General features: G+C 70.8%; 14 protein-coding genes. 7 read left to right on the top strand and 7 right to left on the bottom strand.

What is annotated here, in order from left to right; all coding sequences use genetic code 11:
• Positions 1-180 precede the first annotated feature (180 nt).
• From JYK18_RS10445 to JYK18_RS10435, 3 genes are read left to right on the top strand one after another with little or no spacing between them, the layout of a single operon-like run.
• A complete protein-coding gene (locus JYK18_RS10445) occupies positions 181-1,347 on the top strand; it encodes an acyl-CoA dehydrogenase family protein (protein WP_206801893.1) in 1,167 nt (388 codons plus the stop codon).
• Entirely contained in the window at positions 1,344-3,374 is a 2,031-nt protein-coding gene (locus tag JYK18_RS10440; RefSeq protein WP_206801892.1) for an acetate--CoA ligase family protein, read from the top strand. Before JYK18_RS10445 ends, JYK18_RS10440 begins: the two co-directional genes overlap by 4 nt.
• Complete coding sequence (locus tag JYK18_RS10435) at positions 3,371-4,945, top strand: thiamine pyrophosphate-binding protein (protein WP_206801891.1); 1,575 nt, start codon at positions 3,371-3,373, stop codon at positions 4,943-4,945. The genes JYK18_RS10440 and JYK18_RS10435 overlap by 4 nt, the downstream gene beginning before the upstream one ends.
• Here JYK18_RS10435 and JYK18_RS10430 read toward each other — a convergent pair.
• The 3 genes from JYK18_RS10430 to JYK18_RS10420 form a co-directional block, all read right to left on the bottom strand.
• On the bottom strand, positions 4,942-5,604 hold the full coding sequence (locus JYK18_RS10430; RefSeq protein ID WP_206801890.1) for an NAD(P)-dependent oxidoreductase: 663 nt from the start codon (positions 5,602-5,604) through the stop codon (positions 4,942-4,944). The two genes, JYK18_RS10435 and JYK18_RS10430, sit on opposite strands and share 4 nt — an antisense overlap.
• A 75-nt stretch (positions 5,605-5,679) precedes the next feature.
• Positions 5,680-6,279 (bottom strand): TetR/AcrR family transcriptional regulator, encoded by a 600-nt coding sequence (locus JYK18_RS10425; protein ID WP_206801889.1) that lies wholly within the window; start codon positions 6,277-6,279, stop codon positions 5,680-5,682.
• Positions 6,280-6,288: 9 nt separating this feature from the next.
• A complete protein-coding gene (locus JYK18_RS10420) occupies positions 6,289-7,398 on the bottom strand; it encodes a winged helix DNA-binding domain-containing protein (RefSeq protein WP_206801888.1) in 1,110 nt (369 codons plus the stop codon).
• A gap of 80 nt (positions 7,399-7,478) precedes the next feature.
• Between JYK18_RS10420 and JYK18_RS10415 the strand changes: the two genes are divergently transcribed.
• From JYK18_RS10415 to JYK18_RS10405, 3 genes are all read left to right on the top strand, one after another.
• Entirely contained in the window at positions 7,479-8,702 is a 1,224-nt protein-coding gene (locus tag JYK18_RS10415) for a sensor domain-containing protein (RefSeq protein ID WP_206801887.1), read from the top strand.
• The gene (locus JYK18_RS10410) at positions 8,690-9,325 is read left to right on the top strand and encodes a response regulator transcription factor (RefSeq protein ID WP_206801886.1); all 636 of its coding nucleotides are present in this window, start codon (positions 8,690-8,692) and stop codon (positions 9,323-9,325) included. Before JYK18_RS10415 ends, JYK18_RS10410 begins: the two co-directional genes overlap by 13 nt.
• Before the next feature lie 297 nt (positions 9,326-9,622).
• Positions 9,623-10,624: a beta-ketoacyl-ACP synthase III gene (locus JYK18_RS10405; RefSeq protein WP_307795853.1), complete on the top strand. Its 1,002-nt coding sequence runs from the start codon at positions 9,623-9,625 to the stop codon at positions 10,622-10,624.
• Positions 10,625-10,749: 125 nt separating this feature from the next.
• On the opposite strand, the gene JYK18_RS10400 is transcribed toward JYK18_RS10405, so the two are convergent.
• Complete coding sequence (locus JYK18_RS10400; RefSeq protein ID WP_206801885.1) at positions 10,750-12,249, bottom strand: adenylate/guanylate cyclase domain-containing protein; 1,500 nt, start codon at positions 12,247-12,249, stop codon at positions 10,750-10,752.
• An 88-nt stretch (positions 12,250-12,337) separates the two neighbouring features.
• Here JYK18_RS10400 and JYK18_RS10395 point away from each other — a divergent pair, with 88 nt between their 5' ends.
• Positions 12,338-12,835, top strand: coding sequence for an FBP domain-containing protein (locus JYK18_RS10395; RefSeq protein WP_206801884.1), 498 nt, complete (start codon positions 12,338-12,340; stop codon positions 12,833-12,835).
• An 11-nt stretch (positions 12,836-12,846) separates the two neighbouring features.
• On the opposite strand, the gene JYK18_RS10390 is transcribed toward JYK18_RS10395, so the two are convergent.
• From JYK18_RS10390 to JYK18_RS10380, 3 genes are read right to left on the bottom strand one after another with little or no spacing between them, the layout of a single operon-like run.
• Complete coding sequence (locus JYK18_RS10390) at positions 12,847-13,794, bottom strand: Ku protein (RefSeq protein ID WP_206801883.1); 948 nt, start codon at positions 13,792-13,794, stop codon at positions 12,847-12,849.
• A 15-nt stretch (positions 13,795-13,809) separates the two neighbouring features.
• Positions 13,810-15,636: a DNA ligase D gene (gene ligD, locus JYK18_RS10385; protein ID WP_206801882.1), complete on the bottom strand. Its 1,827-nt coding sequence runs from the start codon at positions 15,634-15,636 to the stop codon at positions 13,810-13,812.
• Positions 15,637-15,657: 21 nt separating this feature from the next.
• Positions 15,658-16,476 carry a class I SAM-dependent methyltransferase gene (locus tag JYK18_RS10380; protein WP_206801881.1) on the bottom strand — a complete coding sequence of 273 codons (819 nt, stop codon included), beginning with the start codon at positions 16,474-16,476 and terminating at the stop codon, positions 15,658-15,660.
• Positions 16,477-16,502 lie beyond the last annotated feature (26 nt).

Genomic DNA, 16,502 nt, shown 5'->3' with positions numbered 1-16,502 from the left:
TGATCGCCGGGACAGTTGCCTCGTTCCCGCGCTGCCTGCCCGCGAGGCCGCCCGCGGTGCTGGTCTCGCCGCAGTGGCCCCTCAGCCCTTGACAGGCGTCGGCCTGGCGGGTGACCCTCGAGAATAACTGATCCGTCAGTTAACTATCCTCTCGCCGCCGTCGTCGACAGGAGAAAGCCGATGCCCCACGTCCTTCGCGACGCCGTGCCGCTGACCCCGGAGCAGCGCCAGTTCCGCGAGCTGGCCACCGAGTTCGCGGCCAGGGAGATCCGCCCGATCGCCAGGGCGGTCGACGACGCGCAGACCGAATCGCCGCTGGAGCTGTGGCGCCGCGCGGCCGCGGTCGGCCTGACCTCGTTCATGCTGCCGGAGTCCGCCGGCGGTGGCGGCGTGACCGATCTGGTCACCCAGTCGCTGGTGCAGGAAGCCTTGTGCCACGGGGACATCGGCATCGGCAACCTGATCACCTCCAACGGCTTCTTCGCCGACCCGATCCTCGAACTCGGCAGCCCGGAGCAGCGCGACCGCTGGCTCACCCCGCTCACCGGCGACGATCCGCCGCTGACCGCGCTCGCCGTCACCGAGCCCGACGCCGGTTCCGACGCCGCCTCGCTGCGCACCCGCGCCGTCCGCGACGGCGACAGTTACGTCCTCAATGGACAGAAGGCGTGGATCTCCAACGCGCCCTACGCGAAGTGGTTCGTCCTGTTCGCCACGGTCGATCCCGGGCGCGGGGCCAAGGGCGTGACCGCGTTCGTGGTCGACCGGGACACCCCCGGCCTGTCCGTCGGCAAGCCGATGCGCAAGCTCGGCCAGCGCGCGATCGTGAACGCGGAGGTCTTCCTCGACGACGTCCGTGTGCCGGTGGCCGACCGGCTCGGCGAGGAGGGGCGGGGTTTCTACGGGCTGATGCGCACCTTCGACGCCTCGCGCATCCTGATCGGCGCGGCCACCACCGGCCTCGCCCGCGCCGCGCTGGACCTCGCGCTCGACTACGCCGGCCGCCGGATCCAGTTCGGGGTGCCGATCATCGAGCACCAGGCGGTAGCCTTCCGGCTCGCCGACATGGCGGTCAAGGTGGACACCTCGCACCTGCTCACGCAGCGCGCGGCCCGGCTGTTCGACGCCGGGGAACCGGTCACCGCCGAGGCCGCGTCGGCCAAGCTGGTTGGTTCGGAGAACGCTATGTGGTGCACTTGGGCGGCTGTGCAGACGCTCGGCGGCTGGGGCTACTCACAGGAATTCCTCGTGGAGAAGTGGATGCGCGACGCCAAGCTCGAAGAGATCGAGGAAGGCACCTCGGACATCCAGCGGCTGGTCATCGCCAGAAGGCTGGCCAGGGCATGAGCGAGGAACCCCGGCCCTTCAGCGATCCGGCGTCGGTCGCCGTGGTCGGCGCGAGCGCGGACCCGGCCAAGTGGGGGCACTGGCTGGCCAGGGGCGCGCTGACCGGCGAGGACCGCCGCCGCGTCTACCTGGTCAACTCCCGCGGCGGCGCCGTGGTCGGCCGCGTGCCCTACGCCAGTCTCAGTGACCTGCCGGAACCGCCTGAGCTGGTGGTGTTCAGCGTGCCGGCCCGCGCGGTCCCGGAGATCGTCGACGAAGCGCTGGAGCTGGGCGCCCGCGGCCTGGTCGGGATCAGCGACGGCATCGAGGACGACTACGAGCTCGCGCGCCGGGTGCGTGCGGGCGGCGCGCGGCTGCTGGGCCCGGCCTGCCTCGGCCTGTTTGACGCGGAAACCCAGCTGGAGCTGGCCTGGGGCCAGTTCGAACCGGGTGCGCTCGGCATCGTCTCGCAGAGCGGCCAGGTCGGGCTGGAGCTGGCCGGGCTCGCCGCGTCGGCGGGCATCGGCGTCTCGCGGTTCGTCTCGGTGGGCCGCCAGGCGGACCTGACGCTGGAGGAGATGGTCGGCGAACTGGTCGAGCACGAGTCCACGCGCGTGGTGGCGATCTACGCGGAGAGCTTCGGCGACGGCCGCGAGCTGGTCCGCACGATCACCCGGCTGACCGAGGCCGACAAGCCGGTGGTGGTGCTGACCGTGGGCGAGAGCCACGCCGGGCGGACAGCGGCGAGGTCGCACACCGGCGCGCTGACCTCCTCGCTCGACGTGGTCGACGCGGCCTGCCGCGCTTCGGGCGCGGTCCGCGTGCGCACCCCGGCCGAGGTGGTCGACCTGGCCCGTTACCTGCAACTGACCACGCGACCCAAGGGCAAGCGGGTGGCCATCGTCGGCGACAGCGGCGGACAGGGCGCGGTTGCCGCCGACGTGACCGCGCGCGCCGGCCTGCGGGTCACGCCGCTGCCCGCGGTGCTGGCGGCCCGGATCGAAGCGGGCCTGCCGGACGCGGCGAACTCGATCAACCCGATCGACCTGGCCGGCGGTGGCGAGCAGGACCTGCGCAGCTACGCCCGCGTCGTGCGCGAGCTGACCGGCAGCGGCGAGGTGGATTCGGTGCTGCTCACCGGGTACTTCGGCAGCTACGGCGAGGACACGCCGACGCTGCGCGAGACCGAACTCGGGGTGGTCGCCGAACTCGGCTTCGCCGTGCACCGCACCGGGATCCCGGTGGTGGTGCACAGCATGTCGGCCGATTCCGACGCGGTGCGCGCGCTGCGGGACTGCGGCGTCCCGACGTACCACACCGTCGAGGCGGCGGCGGGCGCGCTCGGCACCGCCTCGCAGTTCGCGCCGCCGTGGCCGTTGCCGCTCGTGTGGGGCAGCGCCGCCCCGGTCGGCGAGGGCTATCTCGCCGCCCGCGACCTGGTGGCGTCGGCGGGGGTGCGGTTCCCCGCCGGTGAAGCGGTGACCGATCGCGAAAGCCTGCTGGCCGCCGCGGAACGCCTGCAACCGCCGTACGCGCTCAAGGCGGACTTCCTCGCGCACAAGAGCGATTCCGGCGGGGTGGCGCTCGGGCTGACGGATGCCATGTCGGCGGTGTGGACGCTGGAGGACATGCTGCACAAGCTCGGCCCCGGCCGGTACGTGCTGGAGGAGATGGACACCCGCGAGTCCACAGTGGAGATCATCATCGGCGCCCGGCGCGATCCGGCGTTCGGGCCGTTGGTGCTGGTCGGCGCCGGGGGTACGGACGCGGAACTGCAGCGCGACACCACCATCGAACTCGGCCCGGTCGACACCGAGCGCGCGATGACGATGCTGCGTAGGCTCCGGTGCTATCCGCTGCTGGACGGCTGGCGCGGGCGAGAACCGCTGGACGTGAAGGCGCTGGCCGAGACGGTAGCGGCGGTCTCCTCGGTGCTGGCCGGTTGCGCAGCGGTGGCCGAGATCGAACTGAACCCGGTGCGGGTGGGCGCCGACGGTGTGGTCGCCGTCGACGCGCTGCTCACCAGGGCCGGAGAGGAACGCACGTGAAGCTCAGCGGTGGAGCCGCGCTGGTGGAGTCGCTGGCCGCGCACGGCGTCGAGGTGCTGTTCGGCATTCCCGGCACGCACAACCTCGGGATCTACGCGGAACTCGGCCGGTACGGCGTCCGGCACGTGCTGACCAGGCACGAGCAGGGCGCCGGTTTCGCCGCCGACGGCTACGCACGCGTCACCGGCAAGCCCGGCGTGTGCCTGACCACCAGCGGTCCGGCCGTGCTGAACGCGGCCACCGCGGCCGCGCAGGCGTACTCCGACTCGGTGCCGGTGCTGGTGATCTCGCCCGGCCCGCCGGTACGGCATCCCGGGCGTGGCAACGGAATCCTGCACGAGGTGCGCGACCAGACCGGCGCGATGGCGGCGGTCACCGCGGGCAGCCACCGGGTGACCAGCGTGGCCGAGCTTCCGGCCGCGGTGGCGCAGGCGTTCGCGCAGCTGGGATCCGGACGGCCGCGTCCCGTCCACTTGGAACTCCCGCTCGACCTGATCGACGAGGCGGACGACGTCGACCCGGTGCCCCCGATCCCGGTCGCGCGGCCGGTACCCGCGCCGGAAGCGCTGGCCAGGGCGCTCGAACTGCTGAACGCGGCGGAACGGCCCGGCGTGCTGGTCGGCGGTGGTGCGCGAGGTGCCGCCGAACCACTCGCCGAACTCGCCGCCCGCCTGGGCGCCCCGGTGCTGTCTTCGGCCAACGGCAAGGGAATCCTGCCCGAGGACCACGCCTGCGCACTGGGCGCCGGGCTGCATCATTTGTCCGCCGCGGACTTCACCGCCGACTGCGACGTGGTGCTTGCCGTCGGCACCGAGCTGGCACCCGCCGACCTGTGGAACGGCCCGCTGCGCTTTCCCGGTCGCCTGATCCGCATCGACATCGATCCGGCTGGCGTGGTGACCAACGCCAATCCGGACGTGCCGCTGGTCGGCGACGCCGCGAGCACGCTGCGCGCCCTGCTCGACGGCATCACCCGAGTTTCTATTTCGGATTCTTTTGAGCGGGTCGCGCGCTGGCGCCAGCAGATCTTCGCCGAGGCGACGCGACAGGGCGGCCCGTGGTTGCCGATCCTCGCCGCCCTCGACGAAACATTGGGCCGCGACGGCATTCTCGCCGCCGACAGCGCGATGGTCTGCTACTACGGCGCGTTGTCGAACCTGCCGCGCTACACCCCCGGCTCCTTCCTGTACCCGACCGGCCTCGGCACCCTCGGCTACGGCCTGCCCGCCGCCATCGGCGCCCGCGTGGGACGCCCGACCGCGCGAGTCGCGGCTCTCCACGGTGACGGCGGCATCATGTTCACCGTGGCGGAACTGGCCGCGGCCGCCGCTCTCCAACTTCCGCTGCCGGTGCTCGTGGTGGACAACGGCGGCTACGGCGAGATCCGCGACGAAATGGCCGAACGCGGTGACCTCCCGCTCGCCGTCGACCTGCCCAGCCCCGATTTCGCGGAACTGGGCCGGTCCCTGGGCTGCCACGGCCTCACCCTGCCCGACTACGACGGCCTCACCGAGGTCCTCCACGACGCCTTCGACGCCGACCGCCCCACGGTGATCCACCTGCGTGGTTAGTCGCCGACGGCGATCCGGGTGCGGTGGTGCTTGGGCGTTTCGATCTCGTCGAGTACGGCGATCGCCAGGTCCGCGTAGGACAGGTGACCCGGCTCGCCGGGCGTGAGGACCTCGTCGCCGCCGGTGCGGTAGCGGCCGGTGCACGGGCCCTCGTCGAGCACCATCGGCGGGGTGAGCATGACCCAGTCCACCTCGGCCGGCGCGGCTCGCAGCACGTGCAACCCGGCGGTGTGCCCCAGCGCGAACGGTAAGTATTCGGCCGGGAAGTCCGGCTCGTCCATCAGCCGCACCCCTGGCGAGACCTCCAGGTTGGCGGCCATGCCGATGGCCACCAGCCGGCTGACCCCCGCCCGCGGCAACCCGTCGAGCAGCGCCAACGCCGCCTCGGCGAAAACCAGGTCGGCCGGTCGAGCCAATGCGGCCGCAGCGTGCACCACGGCGTCGTGTCCCGCCACCACCCCGGCGACGCTGCTCGCACTGCCGATGTCCCCGGCGACCACGCTGATATCGCCCGTGCCGTCGGTCGTCCCCGCGGCCAGGTCGGGGTATTTCGCCGGATCCCGCACCACGGCCGTCACCCGGTGTCCCCGCCTGGTCGCCTCGGCGAGGATGGCCCGGCCCGCCCGGCCGCCGGCCCCAAAAACCACGATTGCGCTCATCCGGTTCTTCCTCTCGTTCGTCGCGGACCGCACCGAACGTATTCAGGAAAAATCCGTTACTGCAACGAAAGTCAGTTACCCCGAGGGAACCTTCAGATCGTCGAGGAAGGCGAGGCAGGTGGCCCGCATCCGGCTCACCGGCATCGCCGTCGAGCCGAGCAGTACCTGGTAGGCGAGGCCGTCGATCATCGAGATGAGCATGTTCGCCAGGTGCACAGCGTTGCCCGGCCGCAACTGCCCGCCGCGCTGCCCGTCGCGGATCACCCCGGCCACGATGCGCCGCCAGTCGCCGTACATCCGGTCGTGCAGTTCGCGCAGCTCCGGCTGGTGCATGCCCTGCGACCACAGCTCCGCCCAGACCTTCCAGGCCTCGGTCGTCTCGTCGCCGTCGGGCAGGTACGAATCCACCACCAGGCGCAGTTTCTGCACCGGATCGTCGGTGGTGTCCAGGATCCACCGACGCCGTTGCAGGGAACGCGTGTAGTTGTCCTCGAACGCGGCGTGCACCAGATCCTGCTTGGTGTCGAAGTAGTAGTGCACCGTGCCGCCGCTGACCCCGGCCGCCACCGCCACATCGGACACTCGCAGCCGCGCGAACCCCTTGTCCGCGATGACCGCGCACGCCGCCCGCAGGATCTGCGCGCGCCGCTCGGCTTCCACGCTGGGACGGGGCATGATCAGACGCTACCAATCGATCCGGAAATCGTGGCCCTTCGCGGTGGGTTCGGCGAACCGGAGCAACTCCGCGCCCTCCTTTTCCAGCGCCCGGATGTCCTTTTTGGAAATCTTCTCGAACGGTTCCACGGCCAGCGTGGCGATGCCCTTGTCCCGGCCGAGGCTCCACCGGCCGCACACGAAGCCGTCGACCAGCACCACCTGCGGGATGAGCCCGTTCTTGGTGAAGATCCGCTTGCGGTACTCCTCGCTGAGCACGCGGGTGCGGTCGGCGAAGGAGAGCACGTTCTGGTCGAAACCGCCGAGGAAGCGAGCCGGCGCCGGGGTGTCCGGATCCGGACGCGGGGCGCCGGGCAGGTCGAACAACTCGCGTCCGGCCTCGTTGCGGAAGGAGCGCAGTCGCGGCCGCAGCCGATCGACTACTTCGCCGAGCCTGGTCAGGCCGCACCAGGCCTGCACGTCCTGCACGCTCGCCGGACCGAACGCGCGCAGGTAGCGGAGCACGAAGTCCTCCGGCGATGGGTTCGAGGGAATGGCCTCGCCGATCCAGTCGTCCAGCGTGACGTAGGTGGGCTGGCCCGACTTGCCCCACAGACCGCGCGGCGGGATCTGCACGAGTGGCAGCAGGTTCCTGGCCACCTGGGTGAGCGAGGACGGCGCGCGTCCGGGCCACCGCTCGGCCAGTGCCTCCCCGAGCACCTTGGCCGATCGTGGCTCCTCGGCGAGCAGTTCTCGCGCGTGTGCCGCCACGGCGGCGAAGTCCAGGTCCTGCCAGTGCGGGGAGTGCTGGGTGTTGCCGCGGAGATCGGTCTCCATGATCGGCTGGGTGAGCGACCGCCAGTCGAGCGCGTCGCGTGCGGTGAGCAGGTGCACGGTGCCGCGCATGGTGACGATGCGGACCACCCGGCGGTCGAGCAGCAGTTGCGCCAGCTCGTCCGGCTGGAAGCCGACCAGCCGCGTCCACAGCGCGAAGTACGGCGGAGACGGGGACTGCGCCTGGAGCCCGGCGAGGTGCTCCACCGCGTCGTACGCGGACATCCGCTCCCGCTCCAGCAGCAGCTGACGGCTCAAGGTGGCGCGGTTCAGCGCACGCGTGGTCAGTACGTCCCCAGTCGACATGCACCGAGCCTAGATTCCGCGGCGAATGGTGTAGCCAGTCCCACCGCGCTGAGGGGGTGAGGCGGTGAAGAATCAGCGGTATGGACAACCTGTGGCGGCGTGCGGTCGCGGCCTTCCGGTACTGCCTCGGCACCCTGGGTACGGGCATCGTCACCGCCTTCATGCTGCCGGTGATGCTCTTCACCGCCGCGGTGAGCCTGCTCGGCATCGGGCTGGTGGCGCTGCCGCACGAACTGCGGTGGCTCGGCCGGACCGCCGACTTCGAGCGGCGGCGGGCCGGCGCCCGGCTCGGCCGGGAGATCCCCGGCCACGAGCGGTCCGACGGTGACCTGCGCGCGCAGCTCGCCGACCCGGCCACCCTGCGCGATCTGCGCTGGCTGCCGGCGAACATGCTGAGCGGGCTGGTGCTGGGCACGTTCGGCACCAGCCTCGCGGTGCTGCCGCTGATCGCCGTGCCCGCCATCTCGCTGTGGTGGTTGTTCCCGGAGGACGACCCGATGCGGGTGATCGCGAACATCCCGGTGACCAGCTGGGGCAGCGCCGCCGGGCTCGGACTGGTGCAGCTCGTGCTGTGCTTCGGCCTGGCGGTGTTCGTGGCCCCGCTGGTCGCCGACCTGAGCGCCCGCGTCTCGGGGCTGCTGCTGGCGCCGTCGGCCAGGGAGAAGCTGACCGAGCGGGTGGAGACGCTGGAGGAGACCAGGGCCGGTGCGGTCGACGCCCACGGTGCCGAACTGCGGCGCATCGAACGCGACCTGCACGACGGCACGCAGGCCAGGCTGGTGTCCATCGCGATGCGGCTGGGTCTGGCCGAACAGCAGCTCGCGCGGGATCCGCAGGCCGTCGCCGCCCTGCTCGCCGAAGCACGGGAGGGCGCCGAGGAGGCGATGACCGAACTGCGCGGGGTGCTGCGCTCGATGTACCCGCCGATCCTGGCCGACCGGGGGCTGGAGGGCGCGCTGGCCGCGGTCGCGGCGAACTGCCCGCTGCCGGTGGAACTGGATGTGCCCTCGCTCGGCAAGGTGCCCGCCCCGGTGGAGGCCGCCGCGTACTTCGTGGTGAACGAGGCGCTCACGAACGTGGTCAAGCACAGCGGCGCGACTGGCGCGCAGGTCACCGTCACCCGCATCGGCGATACATTGAGCGTGGTCGTGCTGGACAACGGGCGCGGCGGCATCAGCGAGGAGAGGGGAACCGGCGTGGCCGGGATGAGGCGCCGGATCGCCGCGCTGGACGGGCAGTTCGTGGTGGACAGCCCGGTGGGCGGCCCGACCGTGGTGGCGATGGACTGCCCGTGCGCGTCCTGATCGCCGAGGACAACGTCCTGCTGGCCGAAGGCCTCAAACTGCTGCTGGGCACCGCCGGCCACGAGGTGGTCGACGCGGTCACCGACGCCCCGGCCTTCATCGAGGCGGCGGCGCGGCACCGGCCCGACGTGTCCATTGTGGACGTCCGGCTGCCGCCGTCGTTCACCGACGAGGGCGTCCGGGCCGCGCTGCGTGTGCGGAAGGAGACGCCGGGCTCGCCGGTGCTGGTGCTTTCGCAGTACGTCGAGCAGACCTATGCCGGTGAGCTGCTTTCCAGCGGGGAGGGCGGGGTCGGGTACCTCCTGAAGGACCGGGTCGCCCGGGTGGCGGAGTTCCTGGACGCGCTCGAGCGGGTGGCCGGTGGCGGCACGGCGATGGACCCGGAAGTGGTCGCGCAGTTGCTGACGAAGCGCCACGACCCGCTGGCCGCTCTGACCGCGCGTGAGCGCGAGGTGCTGGAACTGATGGCGCAGGGCTTCGCCAACGGTGAGATCGCCCGGCGGCTGGTGGTCACCGATCGGGCGGTGCACAAGCACGTCGGCAACATCTTCGCGAAGCTCGACCTGCCGCCGGACGAGACCGGGCACCGGCGCGTACTGGCGGTACTGGCCTTCCTCGGCTGACTCCCGGCCCGCGGTGCTGTCGTACTTCCCGGATGCCCGCGCCGACCCGGCGCGGGTGGGCTCCGTCACGCACGCGCCCGGCGACCTCGCGGACCTGTTCCTCCCGCCCGTTCCCGTCGAACACTGAGGCCACGCTGGTTCCGGTGATCGTGAATCGCGCGGGACGAATGACCATTCCGGTACCCCGGCAAGGAATGCGAAATTTCTTCGAATTGAGACCTGGGACACAACCCACCGGTATACCGAGAGGTAGGTCTTAAAAGAGAGGAGCGGCCAGGTTTTCCCTCCCTCTGGCCGGTGGAGGAATCTGTAGTGGCCGCCGTGCTCTGTGGACTCGGCGCGTGGCTGCCGCCGCGCGTGCTCGCCAACGAGGAGATCGCCGCCCGGCTCGACACCTCCGACGAGTGGATCCGCAGCCGTACCGGCATCGCCGAGCGGCGGGTGGCCGAGGCTGGAACGTCCACTGTGGACATGGCAGTGGCCGCGGGCAGGCAGGCGCTGGACTCGGCCGGGTCGACCGAGGTCGACGCGGTGGTGCTGGCTACCGCCACGCCGGACCAGGTGTGCCCGGCCAGCGCGCCGCAGGTGGCCGCCCGGCTCGGCCTCGGTGAGGTCAACGCGGTCGACGTGAACGCTGTGTGCAGCGGGTTCCTCTACGCATTGGCGACCGCGAGCGGGTTCATCGCGGGCGGGATCGCGCGGCGGGTGCTGGTGATCGGGGCGGACACCTTCACCACGCTGGTCGATCCGGACGACCGCGGCACCGTGCCGATCTTCGGGGACGGCGCGGGTGCCGTGGTGCTGCGGGCCGGCGACGCCGACGAACTCGGCGCGCTCGGCCCGTTCGCCCTGCACAGCGACGGTGCGCTGGCGGACCTGTTGATGGTCCCCGCCGGCGGCGCGAAGCAGCGGCGGTCGGACAACCCGCACGACTACTTCCTCGACATGCACGGGCAGGCCGTGTTCCGGCAGGCCGGTACGCGGATGGCCGAGGCCTCGCGCAGTGTGCTGGACCAGGCGGGCTGGACCGTCGGCGACGTGGACCGGTTCATCGGGCACCAGGCCAACATCCGCATCCTGCAGGCCACCGCGAAGTACCTCGGCCTGCCGCAGGACGCGCTCGTGGTGAACATCGAGCGGACCGGCAACACCAGTGCCGCGTCCATCCCGCTCGCGATGGCCGACGCGCAGCGCGACGGCACGCTGATCGCCGGTCAGCGGGTCCTGCTGAGCGCGTTCGGCGCCGGCCTGACCTGGGGCGCGACGTTGTTGCGCTGGCCCACCTTGGCGACGGCGTGAGGCCGTTCTGATTTCTCGGAGCACTCCCTGACTGTGCGCTGCAGCGCGCCTCGGCGGAACGCGTCGGCCCCGGCCGGGGCAAATCTGTGGACAACCACCCCACCTGTGGACAACTCGGGGCGGATTCAGGCAGTCGGTGTGTAGGTGACCGTAGGCTGTTGTCGTCCGCGGAGTTGCAGGCGTCGGTGACGGCGCCAGCGACCTCGTTCGGTGGTGGTGGCGGCTTCGACAACGACTTGGCTGGCCAGGATCCGGTGGCGCACCTTCTTCGCGCTGTCGGTGAGCCGGGCCGCTTCGTTGACCGCGTCACCGATCACCGTGTACTCGAACCGACTACTCGACCCGAGCTGCCCGGCGAACACCCGGCCACTGGCCACGCCGATGCCCAGGTCCAACTCACCGGCTTCGCGGACGGAGTCCCGGATGGACCGGGCCGCCTGTAGTGCCGCCGTCGCCGGATCAGCCAGCCGCGTCGGCGCACCGAAGATGCACAGGGCCGCGTCGCCCTGGAACTTGTTGACCAATCCGCCGTGCGTGCCCACGGCGTCGACCACGGAGGCGAAAAAGCGGTTGAGCTTGCGCACCACTTCGACCGGCGGCGACTGGTACGCCATCGCCGTCGAGTCGACCACGTCCACGAACAGCGCGGTCACCTCGCGCACGTCCCCCGAGAGGGAGGCGCCGTACTCGAGCGCGTGCCGCGCCACGTCCGCGCCCACGTGCCTGCCGAACAGATCACGCAGCCGGGCCTGCTCACGCAGCCCGTCCACCATGTCGTTGACCGACGCCTGGAGCTTGCCGATCTCACTGGAGTCGTCGACCGGGACGCGCACGTCCGTGCGCCCACGGGCGACGCGGTCCAGCGCGACCTTGAGCTGGTGCAACGGCGTGGCGACCGAGCGGGCCAGCAGTGCGGTCGTGATGGCCCCGATCACCAGGCCGAGCGCCGAGAGCAGGACCAGGCTCGGGCCCGGATCGCGGGTGCCGAGGTTCGGCGGCAACACCACGAGCAGCACGCCGAGCATCGGCACGCCGCTGGCCAGCGCCCAGGTCAGCACCAGCCGGGTGAGCACGGTCACCGAGAGCGTGCCGTCGGCCGGGCGGGCCTTCAGCGCCAGCGTCATCACCGGGCGGGCCAGCCGCTCGGCGAGCAGGTACGTCAGGCCGGCCGTGGTCAGGCCGCCGAGCAGGATGATCAGCCCGACGCCCATCGCGTCCCACACCGAGCCCAGCACCCAGGCGAGCGTGCCGAGCACCAGCGAGCCGGTCAGCCACAAAGTGCCGCTGACCAGCGCGAGATCGATCGGGATGCGGAGCGCGCGGCGAACCTCGTCCTCGGTGGGTTCCCGGTCGAACAGGAACCAGACGGCGGTCCGGCGCTGCAGTAGCGCTGTCCACAGTGAACCGGCGAGCAGGGAGAACAGCGTGTACGCGGCGGCGCAGATGGCCATCGTCCAGCCGTGCTCGCCGACGTCGTGCGGAATGCCCTGCAGCGCGAGCAGCAGGAACACCACGCCCGAACCGCACACGCTGGATCCGACGCCGAGCGCGGCGAAGCCGAGGCTGGTGCGCAACAACAGGGGGAACCGCGGAGGAAGGCTCTGGCGGAGGCGGCTGGTGCGCACATGGTGATCGTACGGAGAGAAAATGCGTGGCCGCGCCGCGCAGCGGAAATTACCCTGGCCGGTCGTTGGACGCGAAAGGGGAAACGCGGTGGAGCCGCTCACGGAGCCCGAGATCAGGGCGTCGTTCGTCAACTGCTCGAAAGGCGAGGCGAAGGGGCTGACGCTACCGGCCCGGACGGAGGAGATCCGCTGGTCGGACCTGGATTTCCTGGCCTGGCGGGACCCGCGGGCGCCGCAGCGCGCGTACCTGGTGGCCCGGCACGACGGCGAGGTGATCGGCATGTCCCTGCGGGCGACCGACCCGCCCAAGAGCCGGTTGCGCAGCGGGATGTGCGGACTGTGCACGACCACGCACGGCCTGATCGACGTGGCGCTCTTCTCCGCGCGGCGGGCGGGCAAGTCCGGAAAGGACGGCAACACGCTCGGGCTGTACATCTGCGCGAACCTGCGTTGCTCGGACTACCTGCGCGGGAAGCTCAAACCGGACACGCCGCAGCCCAACGAGACCGTCACGCTGGACGAGCGGATCGAACGGCTGGAAGGGAAACTGCACCGGTTCGTGGCGCAGGTGCTGGAAACCCGCTGAGACCGGGGTGGTCAGGACGCCTTCTTCTGCTTGCCCGAACTGGTGGAGGCCTTCTTCACCGCCTTCTCCAGTTCGGCGCGGCTCAGCTTCGAGCGGCCCTTGATGTCCAGCTCACGGGCCATTTTGTCCAGGTCGGACTTGCTGAGCGAAGACAGGTCCGTCGAGGGCTTGCCGGTCGACGGCTTCCGGCCCTTGATGCTCTTCGACAGCGCCTCGAACAGGTCCACCACCTGCGTGGCCTGGGCGGGCTCCTCCTCCGGCGTGACCGTGCGCCCGGCCTTCTTGTCCCGCACCAGCTTTTCCACCCGCGCGGTGTAGGTGTCCTCGTAGTCCTCGGGTTTCCACGGCTCGGACATCGAGTCGACCAGCGCCACCGCCATGTCCAGTTCCTTGCCGCGTGGCTTCTGCTTCGACGGCAGCTTGCGCAGTTCCTTCGACGGATCCCGCAGGTCGGCGGGGAAGTGCAGGGTGTTCAGCACCAGCACGCCGTCGCCGGCCCGCACCGCGGCCAGGTATTCCTTGCCCCGCATGACGAACTTCGAGATCGCCGCCTTGTTCGTCTTGTCCATCGCGGCCAGCAGCAGCGTGTACGCGCGGTCGAACTCCTCCTTCGACGGCGTGAGCCAGTACGTCTTCTGGAAGTAGGCCGGATCGATCTCGTCGAGGTCCACAAAGGCCTCGATGTCCAGCGCGCGCGACCGGCCAGGCGCGATCTCGTCCAGTTCCTCCGGCTCGATCAGCACGTAGTCACCGTCGTCGAGTTCGTAGCCCTTGACGATGTCGCTGTAGTCGACTTCCTTGCCGGTGCGCTCGTTCACCCGGCGGTACCGGATCCGGTCCGAGGTGCCACGTTCGAACTGGCGGAAGTGGATGGTGTGGTCCTCGGTGGCGCTGTACAACTCGACCGGCACCGTGACCAGGCCGAAGTTCACCGCGCCGGACCAGATCGGTCGTGCCATGCGAGCCTCCAGAACTCAGCGGAACTCTGCGAGCTGCGCCCTGGCCGCCTCGGCCGAGCCCGCGTGCTCGGGCATGTCCTGCCAGGGGTCTTCCTTCTGCGCCAGGCGGCGGCGCAGCTTCGGGATGTCGTAGGCATCTGGTTCGGTCCGGCCCAGCTCGTCCCAGTCGAGCGGGGTGGCCACCCTGGCGCCGGGGCGTCCGCGCAGCGAATAGGGCGCGACGAAGGTCTGCGCGTACCCGTTCCTCGCCGTGTCCAGGAAGATGCGCTTGCCGCGCTTGTTCTTCCGGAACTCCGTGGTGAGCATGGCCGGCGCCTTCGAGGCCAGGAAGTCCGCCGCCTCGCGGGCGAACGCGACCACGGTCTCATGTGGACTCTTGCGGTCCAGCGGAGCCACCACGTGGTACCCGCGACCGCCGGTGGCCTGCACGTACGCGGTCAGACCGACGGCCTTGTACAGCTCCCGCACCGCCCGCGCGACCTCGCGCAACGAGTCCACCGCGGTCCCGTTCGGCGGGTCGATGTCGATCACCACCAGGTCGGGGTGGTCCAGCGCGTCCCAGGTCGAGGTCCAGATGTGGAACTCCAGCGCGGCCTGGTTCGCCAGGTAGACCAGGGTCGCCGGGTCCTCGGCGAACACGTGGCGGGTGGTGTCCCGGCCGTCGTGCTGCGGGACGTCTTCGGTGCGCATCCAATCCGGCCAGTGCGACGGCGCTTCCTTCTGGAACCAGTTCTCCCCGCCGACGCCGTGCGGGTAGCGGCGCATGGTCAGCGGGCGGGCGCGCAGGTGCGGCAGCATCACCTCGGCCACGGTCCGGTAGTGCTCGATCACCTCGCCCTTGGTCACCCCGTCGGCGGGGTAGTACACCTTGTCCAGGCGCGTGGTCTTCACGTCCAGGGTGGGCATCTCGCTCTCCACCTCCCGCGGTGCCTTGTCCGTCCGCAGCCCGAGGTACCGGGCGTGCCGCATCCGGCCGTCCGAGGTCCATTCGGCGAACCCCGCCTGCACCACCAGCTCCGGCTCGACCCAGTGCGGCCGCCGCTCGGGGACCTCGCCGGTGAACGGGGAGTCCGGTCTGGACAGTTCCCGCAACCGCCCGTGCAGCTCGCGCAGCGTGCGCTGGTCGAACCCGGTGCCGATCTTGCCGGCGTACCGGAGCACTTCGCCCTCGTAGTACCCAGCCAGCAGCGCGCCGAATCCCGCCCGGGTGCCGGTCGGGTCGGTGTACCCCCCGATCACCACCTCCTGCTCGCGCACGCACTTCAACTTCAGCCAGTCGGAGGACCTCCCGGCGCGGTACGGCGCGTCGGCGCGTTTGGCGATCAACCCCTCCCAGCCCTCGTCGCGGGCTTCGGCCAGGAACTTCTCGCCCTCGGTGTCCCGGTGCTCGGACAACCGCAGCGGGTCGTCGAAGTCGAAGGCGTCCGCGAGCAGCTGCTTCCGCTGGCGCAGCGGCAGGCTGGTGGCTTCCATCCCGCCGAAGGCCAGCAGGTCGAACACGTACAGGAAGACCTCGATCCCGGTGGCCACCGAGGCCTTCGGGTCGCGCAGGTGCATCCGGTGCTGCAGGCGGGCGAAGCTGGTGTGCCCCTGGTCGTCGAAGGCCACCACCTCGCCATCGACGACGAAGTCCGGCCCGCCCTGCTCGGCCAGCGCCGCGACGATCTCCGGGTAGGCGCCGTTCATCAGCTTCTGGTTGCGCGACCACAGCTGCGGCTCGCCACCGCCTTCCCGGACGATCAGCGCCCGTACGCCGTCCAGTTTCCGCTCGAAGATCCAGTTCGGATCGGTGAACGGGCGGTCGGACAACGTGGCCAGCATCGGCTCACGCTGGACGTTCATCGGCGTACCCCCGCGAAACTGTCAGAACCGGCAGCGGACTATGCGCCCCATCCTGTTCACCGCGGGGAACCACCGCAACGCCTTGAGCTGGAGCCGGGGCACCACGCCCACCTTCGGCAGGTCCTCTTCGGACGCGAACTGGGCCGCGTTGTGCTCGTCGACCAGTTCGAGCCCGAAGCGCTCCAGCTCGCGCGAGTCGTCCACGCCCCAGTACAGCGTCGAGCCGCTCTTGCGCACGACCGGGTTGATCTTCTGCGCCTTGATGCCCAGCTTGCTGAACAGGTCGAAGACGAACTCACCGGACGGGAAGCGGTCGACGATCCGCCGGATCAGCGCCTCGATCTCGGCTTCGCGCAGGTACATGGTCAGGCCCTCGGCGACGACCACCACCGGCTTGTCGGCAGGCACCTCGTCCAGCCAGGCCGGATCGGTCACCGACGAGGCGATCAGCCGGTAGCCGGGCCGCTCGTCCAGTTCGGGCCACAGCTGGTGGCGCAGCTCGGCGATCTCCGGGAAGTCCACGTCGAACCACCGGGTCTCCGGTGGTGGGTCGAGCCGGAAGACCCGGGTGTCCAGGCCGCAGCCGAGGTGCAGCACGGTGGCCCCCGGCTGGGCCTGGAGCGCCTCGCGCGCCCAGGCGTCGATCGATTTCGCCCGCATCGCCACGCTCAGCGCCATGCTGGGCTTCATCAGTTTGCCGAAGTCGTAGTCCAGCCTGCTGATCGCCTCGTCCGCGGCGGTGTCCCCGAGCACCGGTCGCGCCGCCCGGCTGTCCAGGGCCCGCCCCCAGAGCGTGGCGAGCATCGTCTCCTTGGTCCCGGTGAGCTGCACTCGCACCATGCTCCATCACCCCAATCACAAGTTTC

Origin of the sequence: Amycolatopsis sp. 195334CR (genome assembly GCF_017309385.1) — a bacterium.
GTDB lineage: Bacteria > Actinomycetota > Actinomycetes > Mycobacteriales > Pseudonocardiaceae > Amycolatopsis.
The sequence above is the reverse complement of the archived record's forward strand: the minus strand, read 5'-3'. Positions and strand labels throughout refer to the sequence as shown.